Genomic DNA, 16,061 nt, shown 5'->3' with positions numbered 1-16,061 from the left:
TCAGGCACGCGGGGTATAAAAGGGATTCGCCAGCTGCGGCAGAGCCTGGGCGAGCTGGCTGCGATTGGGCAACTGATTCATCGCCGCATGGATCGCCTGGCTACAGGCGCGATAGTTATTCCGATACACCTCGTCGAGATCATCACAGGCCGGATTCACCCAGTTGGCGGTCACGATGCACCACTGGTCTTCGGCCTCTGGCGGCAAGATCCCCTCCAGCAGGGCTTCAGCTACCGCTTTGGCAATGGCCGCCTGGGAGGCGCCCCAGGTGGCATTGCCATGCAGTTCGCCGCTGATTTCGGCCTTGTTGACGTACAGCGTCATAGGCTTGGTCGGCACATTGGGCTTCACCACCACCATAAAGGGGCAGTGCCCCTGGCTGGGGGAGGCCAGACTGGATGCGAACGCCTGACCTACCGCGCCATGACGCGGGCCGATCAAAATATTGATGTGCGAGGCGTTTACGCCGTTACCCTCAAACCCTTCACCGATATACATTTCCACGTCATTGCTCCTGTTTTCAGTCAGATGGTGTTATTTAATCGACGCGGCCAACGCATTGTCTGCGCGCTGCGCCGGATCCTGGCTGGCGTCCACCAGGGTTAATCCTTTGGTTTCTGGCGCCCAGGCGATGGAGACCAGCGCGCCGATAATCAAGATCACGGCCAGAATGCCGGTGGTGGCGGGCATGCCGTAGTGGACAATCGCCAGTGGCAACAGACCGGTGCCGATGGCAGAACCCAGGCGGCTCATTGACGTGGCGAACCCAACGCCCATTGAGCGGACTTCCGTAGGGAAACTTTCCGCGGGAAAAACGCCGACCAGGTTGCTGACCGCCGACATCACCAGCGTGAAAGCCGCAAACAGTGCGATCAGCCACGCCGACTGGCTGACGGGGATCAGGCTAAGCAACACTAAGCACGCCGCGAGGAACACAAAGGAACCGATCAGGAAGCCACGTCGGGAACAGAACATCGTCAGCAAAATGCCGAGTAGTGCACCGACGATCAGCAGACCGTTGAGCAACAAGTCGGTGGCAAAATTTTGATCCAGGCCCATGACCTGCAGAATGGACGGCAAGAAGGTATAAATCGCGAAGTATGGGATCACCAGACAGACGAAAAACAGGCTGTTGAACGCGGTGCGCCGACGATATACCGGGCCGAACAGCGACAAAAAACGCTGTTTACTGAGGGTGGGGGCCTCATCGACCAGCATGACGTTAGGGCCAAAATAGCGGTGTACGATGGCCATGGCCTGTTCGTGACGCCCTTTTCCCATCAGCCAGCGGGGAGATTCCGGCGTGCCTATCCGCATGAGCAGGATGATGACGGCCGGCACGGCGGAAGAAGAGAGCAGCCAACGCCAGGCATCCGGTCCCATCGCCGTCAGGAAGTGACCGGCAAACCCGGCGGCTACGTAGCCAAAAGTCCAAATCACGCTGAAAGATCCCAGCAGTACGCCACGGTGTTTACGGGGAGAAAATTCGGCCAGCATGGTGTGGCCCACGGAGAAGTCGCCGCCTAATCCGACGCCGACCAGCACCCGCAGCAAGAAGAGTTGTTCCGGCGTGGTGGCGAAAAATTGCAGCGCCGAGGCCAGGGTGATCACCACAAAGCTAAAGCAGAATATTTTTTGCCGGCCGATGTAGTCGGCCACCCAGCCGAGCAGCAAACTGCCGATAAACAGGCCGATCAGCGCTGAACTGCCCAACATGCCTTCCCAAAAGGCGGAGATCCCCATTTGCGGTTTGATTTGCGCCAGGGCGAAACCTATGACGCCCAGTACATAGCCGTCGGTGAAGTGGGCGCCGAAAGTCAGCCCGGCGATTTTGAGATGGAATCGGTTTAACGGTACGTCATCCATACGTATTTGTTGTGATGTCAGATGTTGCATTGCCCTGTCCTCCAGTTGGAGTGGTGTGGGGTTATTGTTGGTTTTATGTTTTGAATGCGTAAACAATGTGGCAGCAGACCCGCGCTTCGGCGAGTGCGTTTTAGTCATACCCTCAGGTGGAAAACGCATGTGATCGGCTTCTGGTTTTATGGAAATAAACGGGATGCACACTGGCGAATCACTGCAAATTAGCAACATATAGTTAACATGTTGTTTTATGCACAGAGGCTTCGCGTATCGTGAGAAAACTTCCTTCACTCAGTATGTTGCGCGTATTCGAGGAAACCTGCCGAACGCTGAGTTTCAGCAAAGCGGCAGAGGCGTTATTTATTACTCAAAGCGCCGCCAGCCGACAGATCAAGCAGCTTGAAGCCTTCCTGGGCAAGCTGCTGTTTATCCGTAGCCACAGTGGCCTGGCGTTGACGCAGGACGCGATATCGTTGCTGCCAAGAGTGCGGCAGTCGCTGGATATCCTTGAAGAGGGGATCCAGCATGTACAACTGCACAATCCGTTACAGCACCTGCGCCTGCAGGTAGCACCGACTTTCGCCACCCGTTGGCTGGCTCCCAGATTGGTAGCGTTGCGCAGCCGTAACAGCCAGTTGCAGATCGCCCTGATCAGTGAAACCCGGCAAAAATATTGCGATTTCGACTGCGCCATCCGCTTTGGCGATCCGGATGACTGCGCCGCCCGGGGCGAATGGTTATGCCATGAACGACTGGTGTTGGTAGGCAGCCCTTTACTGATGGTCGATGGCGGCTTCCCGCCGTTGCATACCCAGCCTCAGTTGCACATCCTGAATGGCGATATTCGCCTGGATAACTGGCCCTGTTGGCTGGCGACGGCGGGACAGCCCATTGACGGCCAGCAAAGCGGGCTGGAGTTCAGTACGCAAGACCAGGTGATTAATGCCTGCATTACCGGAGCAGGTTACGCCGTGTTGGATCGGATGATGATCCGCAATGAATTGCAAAGCGGCCTGCTGGTGCTGCTGTCGCCGGTTGAGTTGAAAAGCCGCAACGGATACTGGCTGGAAATTCCCGCAGGCAAGCGCGATATGCCCCGGGTGGGGTATTTTCACGATTGGCTACAGCAGGAAATCCGGCAGCGGTCAGGGTATCCTGAACCGTTGCCGGGCATGATCGCAGCGGTGTGAGCGGACGTGGAGATACCGGTGTAGGGGTGTGTTACCTTGTTGTTAATGAGCATTGCCCGCCGTTCTTGCTGCGGGCCTACCAGGGGAATAACGTGTCTTCAATTGTTGAGTTGTTAAAACTGCATCCGGTGATTGCCGCCGTAAAAGATAATGAAAGCCTGCAGGCGGCGGTGAAGTCAGACTGTCGGATTATTTCGGTGCTCTACGGCAATATCTGCAACATCGGACGCATCGTGCAGCAGATTAAAGAGGCCGGAAAATACGCCTTTGTACACGTCGATTTGTTGGAGGGAAGTTCCAACAAAGAAATCGTGATTAACTTTCTGAAGATCGTGACCGCCGCCGACGGCATCATCAGTACTAAAACCTCAATGGTCAAAGCCGCACGTCAGCAGGGGTTCTATGCCATTCACCGGCTGTTTATCCTCGATTCCATCTCTTTTAATAACGTCGACAAGCAGGTGGCGCAGTCCACGCCGGACTGCATCGAAATCCTGCCGGGCTGCATGCCGAAAGTGTTGGGTTGGGTGGCGGATAAAATCGATTTGCCGATCATCGCCGGGGGCCTGGTGTGTGATGAAGACGACGCCCAGACGGCGTTAAAAGCCGGAGCGATTGCCGTCTCCACCACCAACCATGACGTGTGGAAGTTGGCGTTATAGCTAATCCACCAGAGGGCTGAGCGCACGCAATAATGGATCGAGGTGTGCGTTAACCTGTTGGTAAACCCGCTCATTGAGTTGCTGATAAAAAAGGTGATTACGGTTGTCCGGCGTAAAGCCGTCGCCGATTTTCACCAGCCTTTCGGTGGCCTGTTGATAGCTGTCGAATGCACCAATCGCCATGCCGGCATTGATGGCGCATCCCACCGCGGCAGAGCCGCTCATCAGGTTCCGACGCGTCGGGATACCGAACACGTCGGCGAAAATTTGCATAAACAAATCGCTGTTGGCGCCGCCGCCGGAGATGATCAGGCTGCGGAAGGGCGTATTCAGTTCCTGCGCCATTTTATCCATATGGTTTTTCATGGTGAAGGCGATACCCTCCAGAATAGAGCGGTAGATGTGCGCCCGAGTATGACGGCCATCGAAGCCAATCATCGCGCCTTTGCGGTATTCGGCTTCTGATGGCGGTGCCCAGTCATGCACGGTGATCAAACCTTCGCAGCCCGACGGCACCCGTTCGGCCTCGTGGTTCAACAGTTCCTCGATGCTAACCCCTGCGTCATGGGCCGCAGACAACGCAGCCGCGCCAAATTGGTCGCGAAACCAGCTTATGGTCCACATACCGCGACGCACGCCCATGCATTCATACAAATAACGGCCGGGGATCGATGCCTGGAACGGCCAGAAATGACGTGCGTTTTTCACGTTGGCATGGCCGTGCACCATGGCGCCGATATAGGTGCCCAGGGAGATAAGCGCGACACCTTCGTCCAGCGAACCGGCCCCCAGAGCCTCTACCGCTTTATCGTGCGCGGTTGCGACCACTGGGAGACCTGCAGGCAAACCGATTTGCTTCGCCGCGCGTTCGCTGAGATAACCGAGGATTTCCCCCGGCTTCACCACGTCCAGTACCCGATCGCGCGTCAGATTGCAGCTTTGCCAGACCGCCGGATCCGTGCTCCAGTCCAAGCGATCATTGTCCATCGGCCACCAACCGATGTAATTGGCGCAGGTGTCTTTGAACTCGCCGGTCAGCCTATGGGTAATATATCCCGAGGTGGTAGTGATATAGCGCACCTCCCGGTAGGCATCTATATACTCATAGGGCTTGTTGAGGCGCTTATCCATCCAGTTGATCACCGGGTAGGCCAGCTCACCGTTTTCTTTTAGCAGCGCACGGCAGCAGCGAACAATGCAAATCCCCATCGACAGGATGTCCTGCTGCTGACCACCGTATTCAGCAAAACGCTGCATGACGCGGCGAAACGCCACCTTTAGGGCGTCCCAGAGGTCATCATCCGGATGCTCCGCCAACAGCGGCGCGGGGATCTCCAGCTTGCGCAGTTGCTGTTTCCCTTGGCAAATGACGTTGCCGTCCAAATCAAAAATCACCACTTTTGCGCTTTGGGTGCCAACGTCCACCCCCATCAAATACCGCTTCTTCATGCGTTCGCTCCTCAAGGAAAATCCATTAACCGACCAGGGGTTTTATGGTTGTTGTTTTTGCATCGGCCGTTTTAATGTTGTTGAACAACAGGTATGTAAACACCACTACCAATCCGGTGGCCGTCAGCCCCATCAGCCACATATTGCGATAAGCCTCGGCTGCTGGCAGGGTGTCTTGCCAATGCCCAACCAACGGGTAGACAAACACATCCGGCAGAAAACCGATCACCGAGCAGATACCCACCGTAGTGCCCATAATGAATTTGGGCGTACGGACTTCACCAATACAGGCGAAATACAGCCCGCGCGAGGCATAGCAGGCAAAAGCCAGTAACAAGATCAAACCGATACCCACGGCGACCGAGCCCGGTTGTTGATTGGTGACTAACAAGGTGCCCAGCGTGATCAGGCTGACCAGCGCCAGCAGTTGAATCACCCGGGTCGGCGATTTCAACCGACTGTGGCTGGTGATCAATCCCCCGAGCGGACCACAGATGGCGCGGAATATCTTGTTAATCACAATCCCCATGTAGCTGGCGGCAACCAGCGTCATGCCATACATTTCGGTCAGGTAATTGGTCGAGTAACTCAGGATGGCGTAAATGGTGTAGACGCCGAAGATGATCATGCTGCAATACCAGGTACTGCTGACCTTGAGCACTCTCAGGATGTCACCGAGGCTAAAGGGAGGTGAGGGCTCGGTACTGCTGCTTGCGGCCTGGGAAGAACCCTCGCTGACGAAGAACCAGCAAAGCACGCCGAGCAGAATATATACGCCGCTGTAAATCAGGATCACCGCTTTGAGGCTGTTGGGATCCTCGGTAGCGAATAAAGAGAAGATCCACATGGTGAACACCGCCAGCGCCATTACGCCGACGCCTCTTAACCCCTCCATCCAGCCCATGATTTTGCCCTGTTCCTCATGGTTGCCGAGCAGTGACGCCGCCTTGATGGAAACGGACCAGAGTAGCAGAATGGTGGTAATGGCGAATGCTACCTGTATCAGGATCATCACCCAGAAAGGCGGGTATAACGCCATCAGCCCACCTAGCAAGCCGGTCGCGATCATGGCGAAAGTCATGACCTTACGGTGGGAAAACTTATCGGCGACAATGCCACTGGGGGCATAAAGAATAATGGCGGTAATACCGAAGGTGCTCATAATCAAACCTATTTCGGTATTGGAAAAACCCATAAACTTCGCCATGGGTATTTGATAGATATAGCGTAAATAGGCCAGATCAAAACTAACGCCGCCACTAATACTTATTATTGCCAGGGTTAACCAACGGCGGAAATTTGATTTATTCATGCGGCATTCCCATTAAATTGTCAAACAAAAAAAGAGAAAAGCAAGCTCCCCGCATTACGGGAAGTTACTTTTCTCTTGGGCTCATTCAGTAACTGCCCTAACAAATAGCACGACGCCGGGAATAATATCCGTGATTGTTATCACAAAAGCCTAAAATGAGAATTGGCGGGCTGTTATCAAGTGTTAATTACTCAGTGAGACAGCTTATTTTTATTATCACGCTATTTTTGGCATAAAATGATTTTGTGAAGTCAATCACGGAAGCGAACGGAGTGGGCATGTTAGCTTGCTTCTCAGTTACTAGAGCCGATGAGAAAAGTAACTTCTTTGCCCAGTGCAGAGGAGCTTACTTTTCTCATTTTTTTTGCTTTTTTTCCAGGCTAAGGAGTCAGGACATGTCACTAGATGCGTTGAATGCGTTCTCACTGGATTTCTTTTCGCTGAAGGGGAAGACGGCGATTGTCACCGGCGGCAACAGTGGGCTGGGGCAGGCGTTTGCCGTGGCGCTGGCCAAGGCCGGGGCGAATCTGTTTATTCCCAGCTTTGTGATGGATCAGGGGCAAACCCGTGAAATCATTGAACAACAGGGCGTGCGCGTGGCCTTTATGCAGGTGGATATCACCGAGAAAGGCGCGCCGGCCAGGGTCATCGCCGAATGCCTGGCGCACTTCGGGTCCGTGGATATTCTGGTCAACAATGCGGGCATCTGCAAACTGAACAAGGTGCAGGATTTTGGCCGCGCTGACTGGGATCCGATGATCGACATCAATCTGACGGCCGCCTTTGAAATGAGCTACGAAGCCGCCAAAGTGATGATCCCCAACCAGCAGGGTAAGATCATCAATATTTGCTCTCTCTTTTCTTACCTTGGCGGTCAATGGTCCCCGGCTTATTCTGCCACTAAACATGCCCTGGCTGGTTTTACCAAAGCTTATTGTGATGAACTGGGGCAATATAATATTCAGGTCAACGGTATTGCACCGGGTTATTACGCTACCGACATTACCGCAGAAACCCGAAGTAATCCGGAAACCAACAGGCGCGTATTGGAACATATTCCTGCCAACCGCTGGGGTGATACACAAGATTTAATGGGGGCAATGGTATTTTTAGCCAGCAGGGCATCAAATTATGTTAATGGCCATTTGCTGGTGGTCGATGGTGGTTATCTGGTTCGTTAAATAAGCGGAGCACTCTCCGTTTTATCTAAATTACATTTTATATTCTTATTAACAGGAAGGAGTAACCATGTCTCTGACTCGTGAAGCTATTGTCACTCATTTAAAAGAAATCGTGGGCCCAGAGCGGGTCATTACCGACGAGGAAACGTTGAAGAAAAACAGCGTGGACCGTTTCCGCAAATATGCCGATATTCATGGCGTCTTCACTCTACCGTTGCCGGCAGCCGTGGTTAAGCTGGAAAATAGCCAGCAGGTCGCGGATGTGCTGAAATTTATGAACGAAAATCACATCAACTGCGTGCCGCGTACCGGCGCATCCGCCACCGAGGGCGGGCTGGAGACGGTGGTCAAAAACTCGGTGGTGCTGGATGGCTCGGGATTGGACCAGATCGTCAGCATCGATATTCGCAACATGCAGGCAACGGCCCAGTGTGGCGTATCGCTGGAAGTACTGGAAAACCAACTGCGCGCCCAGGGTTACACTACCGGACATTCGCCGCAGTCCAAGCCGCTGGCGCAAATGGGCGGTCTGGTCGCGACGCGCAGCATCGGTCAACTCTCTACGCTATATGGCGCGATTGAAGATATGGTGGTCGGGTTGGAAGCGGTCTTCCCGAACGGCACGATTACGCGCATCAAAAATGTGCCACGCCGTGCCGCCGGGCCTGATATTCGCCACGTGATCATCGGCAATGAAGGGGCACTGTGCTTCATTACCGAAGTGACGGTGAAAATTTTCAAGTACACGCCGGAAAACAACCTGTTCTACGGTTATACCCTCGACAATATGCAGACCGGCTTTGATATCCTGCGGGAAGTTATGGTCGATGGCTATCGCCCGTCAATCGCCCGTCTGTATGACGTCGAGGACGGTACCCAGCACTTTACCCATTTTGCCCAGGGCAAATGCGTGCTGATCTTTATGGCCGAAGGTGCAAAAGGCATTGCGCAGGCGACAGGGGCAGGCATTGAGGCAATTGTGCAAAGTCACGCAGAATGCCACAAAGTGGACAGCAAGCTGATTGAGCAGTGGTTCAATAACCTGAACTGGGGGCCGGAGAAGGTGGCGGCGGAACGCCTGCAGATCATGAAAACCAACAACATGGGGTTCACCACCGAAGTTTCCAGCGACTGGGCCAGCATCCATACCATCTACGAGAATGTGATCCGCAGAATACGCGCGGAATTCCCACATGCCGATGACATCACCATGCTGGGCGGCCACTCTTCACACAGTTACATCAATGGCACCAACATGTACTTCGTTTACGATTACAACGTGGTGGATTGCAAACCGGAAGAGGAGATCGACAAGTACCATAATCCGTTGAACAAGATTATCGTCGAAGAAACCCTAAAACAGGGCGGTTCTATGGTACACCACCACGGCATCGGCAAACATCGTACGCATTGGACCAAAGACGAACACGGCAGCGCCTATTACATCCTGAAGGCATTGAAGGAAGTCTACGATCCCAACGGCATCATGAACGCCGGCACCATTTATCCGCTGGAAAAATAATCTTGCCTCTGGCCCGGTTCACCGGGCCTTCTTAGCCTTATTCTTCGCGCTGCGTTTACCCCGTTGTTTCTCTCCATCGGTGGCGAGCACGCATTAATTATGCAATATGCGCGCTAAAGCCCCTACGCCCGGGAGCAATATCGGGTTTCAGCGTCAATGCCGGGATCTCGTACTCGCCCGCATTCTGCCTACGGAAGGGAATAGGCGAGGTTTGCTCCAATTCATCGAGGCGTTGCCCCAGTGCGTTACAAGCCTCGGCAAAGCGCGCTTCATCGACCCGGCCGGTACGATAAAGAACAAAGGGCGGCAGCACTTCGAAACCGGGATAATGCAGGATGCCATGTTGGATAGGGAACAGAATGTCATCGATCGGGCCATTGATGCCGCGTTGCGCATAGTGCGACTCCCATCCGCCGGTAGTGACAATCAGCATCGCGCGTTTACCGGCGAGGGTGCCTTCACCATAACGATCCCCCCAACGGACGTCAGAGTGCTCGCCGACGCCATAGGCAAATCCGTAGGCATAGACGCGTTCAACCCAGCCTTTAAGGATCGCCGGCATCGAAAACCACCACAGCGGGAACTGCAAGATCAACGTATCGGCCCACAGCAGCTTTTCCTGTTCCAGTTCAATATCTTTGCTCTGTAAACCCTGAGCAAAAGCCTGCTGGGAATCGAGCGACGGATTGAAACGATCACCGGATTGGGCCGTGCTGTCATTGGCGTCGAGCGTCGCTTTCCATTGCATGGCATACAGATCGGATACTTGCACCGCATGGCCGGCAGCCTCGAGCCGCTGTACTGAAAAATCCTTGAGCGAACCATTTAATGACTGCGGTTCAGGGTGGGCGTAGACGATTAAAACATTCATTGTGGAACCTCCATTGATTGATGGAGGCAGGTTAGGCTGCTGCAAGGTATATTAGAAATGAATTTCTAATATTACAGGTATTAGCATGAATAATATCAGACGTCTGGATCTTAACCTGCTGGTCACGCTGGACGCCTTGCTTTCAGAGCACAACGTTACCCGGGCGGCACAACGTTTAAACTTCTCACAACCTGCGGTCAGTGTGCATCTCGCCAAACTCAGAGACATCTTTAACGATCCGCTGTTGTTGCCGGGGCCACGAGGAATGCGGCCCACCGCACGCGGCGACGAGTTACGTGAACCGCTGCGGCAGGCACTTGAAGCACTGGAACAAGCGGTGTCACCTTCAGCGCCCTTTGATCCCAAAGTGGCTGAAAATACCTGGCGCGTAGCGGCTTTTGACTATGGCGAGTCAACCATTGTTCAGCCGGCGTTGATGGGCCTGCGGGCTGCGGCACCGAACAGCAGACTGGCAGTGATCGAGACAGTGCCTTCACGCATCGCCAGGCAGGCGGAGCAGGGTGAGATAGATTTGGCCTTTCATACCCGTGAAGGGGCTCCAGCCCATTTGCGACAACGAATTTTGTTTAGCGAACGCTACGTGCTGGTGGGACGAGCCGGACACCCAGGCTTGCAAAAACCACCTTCACTGGCTGAGTTTTGTGAGCTGGAACATGTGATGGTTTCGCCGGACGGCGGGGGCTTTTTCGGCATCACCGACAAAGTGTTGGCGGAAGCCGGTTTGACCCGGCGAGTGGTGCTTTCCGTACCGCATTTTCTGTTTGTGATGTCGGTGCTGGCAACCTCAGAGCTGGTGGCCATGCTGCCGTCACGTCTGGTACGCAATAATAGCGCGTTGCAGGTGGTGGAGCCGCCCGTCGAGCTGCCGGGCTTCGAGATGACCATGCTATGGCATGAGCGTGCCCATCGCGATCCGGCGCATCAATGGCTGCGAGAGCATATAGTCTCGTCGCTTGCATAAAGATATCTGCACGGTTTCAGGCATGTTGGCGGCTGTATTTCAGCAAATTGCCCGTGAATAACAAAATCAGCGCGCGGAGCAATAACAAACATGGGGCGGTGGCATGCATACACCGCCCCATAGCACCTGGTTAGAAGGTGACATTCACCTTGGCCCACAGGGTGCGGCCCGGTTCATTGACCGACGTATTCGACGAATAGCCGAAGGTACTGTTACCTGCCAGATTCAGGTGTTCGCTGTAGGTTTTATTGAGAATGTTATCCAGGCCGGTGCTGAGCTTGACGTGCGAGTTCACCTTGTAAGCTACATTGGCGGACAGCACGCCAAAACCCGGGCTGTCGGCAAAGTCTTTACCGACCACGTTGCCCTGATTGATGGCTACGCGGTGCTGGCTGCTGACCACACGCCACAGGCCGGTGCTGCTCCAGTCTCCTCGTTCGTAGGTTAAACCAAAGCGAGCCTCCAGCGGTGGGATTTGCGGCAACGGCTGGTTGTCGCTGGTGTTTTTCCCCCAGGCATAAGCCAGGCTGGCATCGGTCTTCCAGTGTTCGGTCAACTGGTAACCCATACCCATTTCACCGCCCATGATGGTGGCGTTAACGTTATCGGCCTGGCTGATACGGGCGTGATGCGGATCGTATTTGAACAAGATAAAGTCATTCACATGGCCAACATACGCCGATACCCAGCTGTTAAACCGCTTATCGGTATATTGAGCACCGATATCGATCTGCGTGGTTTTTTCACTCTTCACGCTGTCAAACGCACTCTTGTTGCCGCCAGGCCCAAATGTCGGGGAGAACAGCTCCCAATAGTCGGGGAAACGCTCGGTATAGCCGATCCCTGCGTACAGCATCAACGGCATGCCGGCCAATGTGTGCTCAATACGGCTAAAACCGCTAGGCAGCGTATCGGAACGCTCAGTATCGTTGCCGGTTTTGTAGTTATCCACTAGGGTACGATCGAGGCGAGCACCGCTGATGATCTTGCTCTGTTCGGTCGCGCTCCAGGTCAGTTCACCAAAGGCACCGTAGTTATGGAACTGCGCATCCTCTTGCCAGGCGTTACCCCGTTTGTTGCGATGCGTGTTGGTTTGCGTATCCATACCGCTTTCCAACTTAAAATCTTGCCACAGCCAGGTACCCATCACTCGACCGCCGACGGTGCGACGATCCAACTGCATGGTCATGCCGGCGTGCATAGGCATCCCCATGCCCATGTGTCCCATCGCCATGCCGCCTTGGCCGGGTGAACGCAGGGTGGTGTTATCCATAATATGGTTGGCGTAGTTGTAATACACCTGGGCTTCCAGCTTGTCGAACACCTCGCCAATATTGGATTTTTCTACCCGCATGCCCAGACTTTCGCGCTTGAACTGCGAACCATCCATGCTGCGCCCGGCATAGCGCGCTTCACCATTACCCCGGCCCATGGTCACTTCCAGCAGGGTGTCGGTGTCCGGAGTCCAACCCAGTGCCAGATCGCCATTCCATTTGTCCCAGCGAGAGGGCACGCGATCGCCATTGCCGTCCTGATAATCATCAGAGCGTGATTTATTGCCCATCAGGCGCAGATAACCTTGTTCACTGCCCAGGCTGGCATCAATGTTTTCATCCCAACGGCCGTTGGAACCGGCCAGCATGCTGGCGTTGCCTTTGACGCCTGGTTTATCAAACTGCGGACGTTCTCGTTCAAAGCGCACCGTACCGGCAGAGGATCCTGCGCCCCAAAGCACCGTTTGCGGCCCCTTGGTAATCGTCAACAGGTCATAACTTTCTGGTGAAATATAGGAAGTCGGCGCGTCCATTCGTGAAGGACAGGCACCCAACATTTCGCCACCGTCGGTCAAAATTTTCAGCCTGGATCCAAACATGCCGCGAAACACCGGGTCGCCATTGGTGCCGCCATTCCGGATCTGTGAGTACCCAGGGATAGTTTTCAGATAATCCGAACCGTCGCTGGCAGGCACTGGCTGGCGAGGGGTTTTCGGTGAGGTCACTATCGTCATCGGCGAATAGAGCGGTGCGGTGACGGTGATCACGTCGCCATCATTGGCCTTTACCGCTACTTCATGCTGGTGCTGTTGTGCAGCATGAGCATTGAAGCCCGCCAGGACAAACAGCGGCATAGCCGCAGTAATATGCAGGGAGAGAGGGCGCTTCTTATAATTGTTGGTTTTTCCGAACATCATCGTTCCTTAATGTCAATTTTGACGCTAAAAATACTTTTACATCGCAACAGCCGGTTATTTAGGCGCAGTGAAACCCGGAGCATCATGCCGCCGTTAATAAGCTTTGGCCCGGTTTGGCGTGAGAATAATGCCAACAGGGTTGCGATGTTTATTGAGTGCAGTGGGGAATTCCGACAGGCGTAAATAACCCGCCCGGTTGAATAGTCTCAACAGGAATAATTTGGCTGCAGTCTATTTATTTTTAAATCAGCGGAAGCGATGCTGGTGGAGCGCGAGGTTGGGACTCGGAGTGAATCACATGGGCGAATAGCGGGAAGATATAATGCAGCGGAGGGGCGCGCGACAACAGCGAACCAGACCAGAATAGCGGTGAACTGGCCAGATCTAACAAGGGGACATGGATCAGCAATACACAGTAACCGCAGGCGCTGTCATCCATCATCATCGCCATATTATGGCTGCCGGTCTGCATGGTCATCGTCATGCTTTGTGCACCAGGCTCTGGCGGCGGATGATGGCCATGTGCAGACATATCCATGCCGCAGTCTGTCATTGCGACCGTTTCAGATTGCCCCACGCGCGCATGCTCCAGCGATCGAGAGATCACCGGGGCGATGAACAACATCAGGATCGCAAAAATCCCCAGACAGGCCGGGAGATGGCTTCGCGATGTGGCAGTCCGAATTAACGACACATATATCCTAAAACAGTGCAAAATTAACGGACGGAATTGTACTGTTTTATGCTGCAAATGTTAAAACATTTTCTGCATGGTTGGGTTATTGATAAAAGAAATTGCCGTTTGGTTCACGTTATCAACCATTTTAACTGTTTGGATATATCGCACTCCTGTCGAAAAATAATACAGGCACTAAGCGTGATGATATATCCTGCTACGGAGATAGACACTCAAACTATTGTTGCTCAGTGGTGAGGGATAGGGGAATGTGGTCAGTGACAATCGCCTTAAAAAAAAGACCACACCGAGGATTCATGGTGCGGTCTTTATGATTCTATCACTGGCCCTTAAAGATGACTCAGAGTACCCCTGCGAACTCATCACAATTGAAGGTTTTTGAAATTCCCTCGATCATTTTGGTGTTTTGGGTATGTAGATAAAGGGTCGATTCGGTTTGTGGGTGGTAGACACCCCATACCGGCAGGCCTTTAGCATTTGGATTGCCGGTTTTGGCAAAGTTGGTCCAGTAATCCACCATCAAGATTGAAAGTTTCTCTTGTGCAGGATTGAGTTTATGCAACTCGCCGGTAGTGCCATGGAAATCACGGAAGATATACTGTAAATCACTGGTATGCGCGGCTGCGTACGGGAACGACACAGGTTTGGCAAACTGAGGAGCCGTTTTATCCGCAAACTCATAGCTGTAGACCGGCGTGTTTTTAGCCAAAAGGTTATTCATCATCGGCGTGCGACAGATAAATTTGGCTCGGCCAAAGAAATCTGCGTAGTCTTGGCCAAGATTGACCTGCTTGGCAGGGATTGCGGCTCGCTTTATTAGCGTGTTTGCGTCACTCTCGCCAAAGAAAGCTTTCAGACCCTCGTAAAAACCGATGTTGTCTATTGGTTTACCTGAATCCAGCTCCATCATGGCAGCAAAGAAGGTGCCCTCGTTGGTGTTAAAGCCATTAATAATCGGAACAACGTTGTAGCGGCCGGAGCTAAAAGCGGCCTCCAATGATTCAGGCATCACCTCACCATCGGTCACAACCTGTGCGGTGGTCATATAGTTAACGCCCTTATCCAGAATGGTTTCGGTGGGTACTGCCCGTAAACATTCTGCCATTTTTTCTTCCGTACCTTCCGAACAGCCGACATTCTTGGCAACCAGTTCACCGATTTTAGTTGCTTCAGCCACTGTTGGCTGCTTTAGGGAAAATGAACCACTGGAAACAATAGCGCGGTTAAATAACCCCTTGGCACCGGGCGAAGCCATTTGTGCCAATACGCTATGTCCGCCGGCAGACTCACCAAATAACGTGACATTATGATTGTCGCCACCGAATGATTGGATGTTCTTATTTACCCACTTTAGGGCAGCTTGCTGATCTAAGGTACCGTAATTAATTGCCTTATGCCCCTCGTGGTTCAATGCCGGATGTGAGAAATACCCAAACATACCCAGGCGGTAATTCATGGTGACGACAATAACATTCTTACTGACAAGTTTACTGGCATCGTATTCATTACCCGAACCAGAACCTAATCCACCACCGGGTATCCACACCATGACCGGCAGTTTACTGTTGTTTTCTGGCAAAACCGCTGGGGTATAAACATTAAGATAGAGGCAATCTTCAGCAGCGCTTACTGGCCCAAACCCACCCAAAGTGAGCTTGGTGGCACATGTATTGGCAAAATGGTTCGCTTTTAACGTGCCCGACCATTTTTCTTCTTCAACCGGCGGCATCCAACGCAAACTGCCTACAGGAGCCTTCGCATAAGGAATGCCTTTGAATTGAAGGTACCCGTCATTTTTGACGCCTTCGATAGTCCCCTTGCTCATTTGAACTACAGGTGAAAACTCCTGCGCAAAAGCATTAGCAGACATTGTGGTGATACTCAATCCTGCTAAAGCGGCCAGGGTTAGAATTCGCCTTTTGTTACGTATCTGTAGTTCCATTATTTCCCTTATTTCTGATGTTAAATTAAATGGATGTAAAGATAGGCTGTTATCATATATAACCATAATGACATTAATTATAGTGACCTAAGTTATTACTTGTTGGATTATAGTGCTTTCTTATGAGCGTCATTAGCGATGCAGAATCTGGCAGCACACATAACAGTTATCAACTTTGGAAAACGTGCTATTTATATTA

13 protein-coding genes are annotated in these 16,061 nt (G+C 53.0%); 5 read left to right on the top strand and 8 right to left on the bottom strand.

The features are described from left to right. Together fae and AC1RKG_RS02435 are read right to left on the bottom strand one after the other, a co-directional pair. A complete protein-coding gene (gene fae, locus AC1RKG_RS02440) occupies nucleotides 1-504 on the bottom strand; it encodes a formaldehyde-activating enzyme (RefSeq protein WP_174574254.1) in 504 nt (167 codons plus the stop codon). Between the two features lie 30 nt (nucleotides 505-534). After that, the gene (locus tag AC1RKG_RS02435) at nucleotides 535-1,896 is read right to left on the bottom strand and encodes an MFS transporter (protein ID WP_493181912.1); all 1,362 of its coding nucleotides are present in this window, start codon (nucleotides 1,894-1,896) and stop codon (nucleotides 535-537) included. A gap of 239 nt (nucleotides 1,897-2,135) precedes the next feature. Here AC1RKG_RS02435 and AC1RKG_RS02430 point away from each other — a divergent pair, with 239 nt between their 5' ends. Both AC1RKG_RS02430 and AC1RKG_RS02425 read left to right on the top strand, forming a co-directional pair. Continuing rightward, nucleotides 2,136-3,053, top strand: a complete 918-nt coding sequence (locus tag AC1RKG_RS02430; RefSeq protein WP_493181910.1) for a LysR substrate-binding domain-containing protein — start codon at nucleotides 2,136-2,138, stop codon at nucleotides 3,051-3,053. A 92-nt stretch (nucleotides 3,054-3,145) separates the two neighbouring features. Further along, nucleotides 3,146-3,715, top strand: coding sequence for a glycerol-3-phosphate responsive antiterminator (locus tag AC1RKG_RS02425; protein WP_122079378.1), 570 nt, complete (start codon nucleotides 3,146-3,148; stop codon nucleotides 3,713-3,715). Here AC1RKG_RS02425 and AC1RKG_RS02420 read toward each other — a convergent pair whose 3' ends face one another. Both AC1RKG_RS02420 and AC1RKG_RS02415 read right to left on the bottom strand, forming a co-directional pair. Then, nucleotides 3,716-5,164 carry an FGGY-family carbohydrate kinase gene (locus tag AC1RKG_RS02420; RefSeq protein WP_493181908.1) on the bottom strand — a complete coding sequence of 483 codons (1,449 nt, stop codon included), beginning with the start codon at nucleotides 5,162-5,164 and terminating at the stop codon, nucleotides 3,716-3,718. Between the two features lie 25 nt (nucleotides 5,165-5,189). Next, nucleotides 5,190-6,476: an MFS transporter gene (locus AC1RKG_RS02415; protein WP_493181906.1), complete on the bottom strand. Its 1,287-nt coding sequence runs from the start codon at nucleotides 6,474-6,476 to the stop codon at nucleotides 5,190-5,192. A 395-nt stretch (nucleotides 6,477-6,871) separates the two neighbouring features. On the opposite strand from AC1RKG_RS02415, the gene AC1RKG_RS02410 reads away from it, so the two are divergent. Continuing rightward, nucleotides 6,872-7,657, top strand: a complete 786-nt coding sequence (locus AC1RKG_RS02410; protein ID WP_122079375.1) for an SDR family oxidoreductase — start codon at nucleotides 6,872-6,874, stop codon at nucleotides 7,655-7,657. 67 nt (nucleotides 7,658-7,724) lie between these two features. Further along, nucleotides 7,725-9,179 (top strand): FAD-binding oxidoreductase, encoded by a 1,455-nt coding sequence (locus tag AC1RKG_RS02405; protein ID WP_122079374.1) that lies wholly within the window; start codon nucleotides 7,725-7,727, stop codon nucleotides 9,177-9,179. 97 nt (nucleotides 9,180-9,276) lie between these two features. Here AC1RKG_RS02405 and AC1RKG_RS02400 read toward each other — a convergent pair whose 3' ends face one another. Beyond that, the gene (locus AC1RKG_RS02400) at nucleotides 9,277-10,050 is read right to left on the bottom strand and encodes an NAD(P)H-dependent oxidoreductase (RefSeq protein WP_493181903.1); all 774 of its coding nucleotides are present in this window, start codon (nucleotides 10,048-10,050) and stop codon (nucleotides 9,277-9,279) included. Nucleotides 10,051-10,135: 85 nt separating this feature from the next. Here AC1RKG_RS02400 and AC1RKG_RS02395 point away from each other — a divergent pair, with 85 nt between their 5' ends. Then, the gene (locus AC1RKG_RS02395; protein WP_401526393.1) at nucleotides 10,136-11,032 is read left to right on the top strand and encodes a LysR family transcriptional regulator; all 897 of its coding nucleotides are present in this window, start codon (nucleotides 10,136-10,138) and stop codon (nucleotides 11,030-11,032) included. A gap of 130 nt (nucleotides 11,033-11,162) precedes the next feature. Here the strand turns inward: AC1RKG_RS02395 and AC1RKG_RS02390 are convergent, their stop codons facing one another. The 3 genes from AC1RKG_RS02390 to AC1RKG_RS02380 all read right to left on the bottom strand — a co-directional run bounded on the left by AC1RKG_RS02390 (nucleotide 11,163) and on the right by AC1RKG_RS02380 (nucleotide 15,862). Continuing rightward, the gene (locus AC1RKG_RS02390; RefSeq protein ID WP_493181900.1) at nucleotides 11,163-13,223 is read right to left on the bottom strand and encodes a TonB-dependent copper receptor; all 2,061 of its coding nucleotides are present in this window, start codon (nucleotides 13,221-13,223) and stop codon (nucleotides 11,163-11,165) included. Between the two features lie 241 nt (nucleotides 13,224-13,464). Continuing rightward, nucleotides 13,465-13,917: a DUF2946 domain-containing protein gene (locus tag AC1RKG_RS02385; protein ID WP_071888913.1), complete on the bottom strand. Its 453-nt coding sequence runs from the start codon at nucleotides 13,915-13,917 to the stop codon at nucleotides 13,465-13,467. 343 nt (nucleotides 13,918-14,260) lie between these two features. Beyond that, on the bottom strand, nucleotides 14,261-15,862 hold the full coding sequence (locus AC1RKG_RS02380; protein WP_493181897.1) for a carboxylesterase/lipase family protein: 1,602 nt from the start codon (nucleotides 15,860-15,862) through the stop codon (nucleotides 14,261-14,263). Nucleotides 15,863-16,061 lie beyond the last annotated feature (199 nt).

It is taken from the genome of Serratia sp. GW822-FHT06D09 (genome assembly GCF_058799515.1).
Note: the sequence above shows the minus strand (reverse complement) of the source record. Positions and strands in the feature narration are given on the sequence as shown.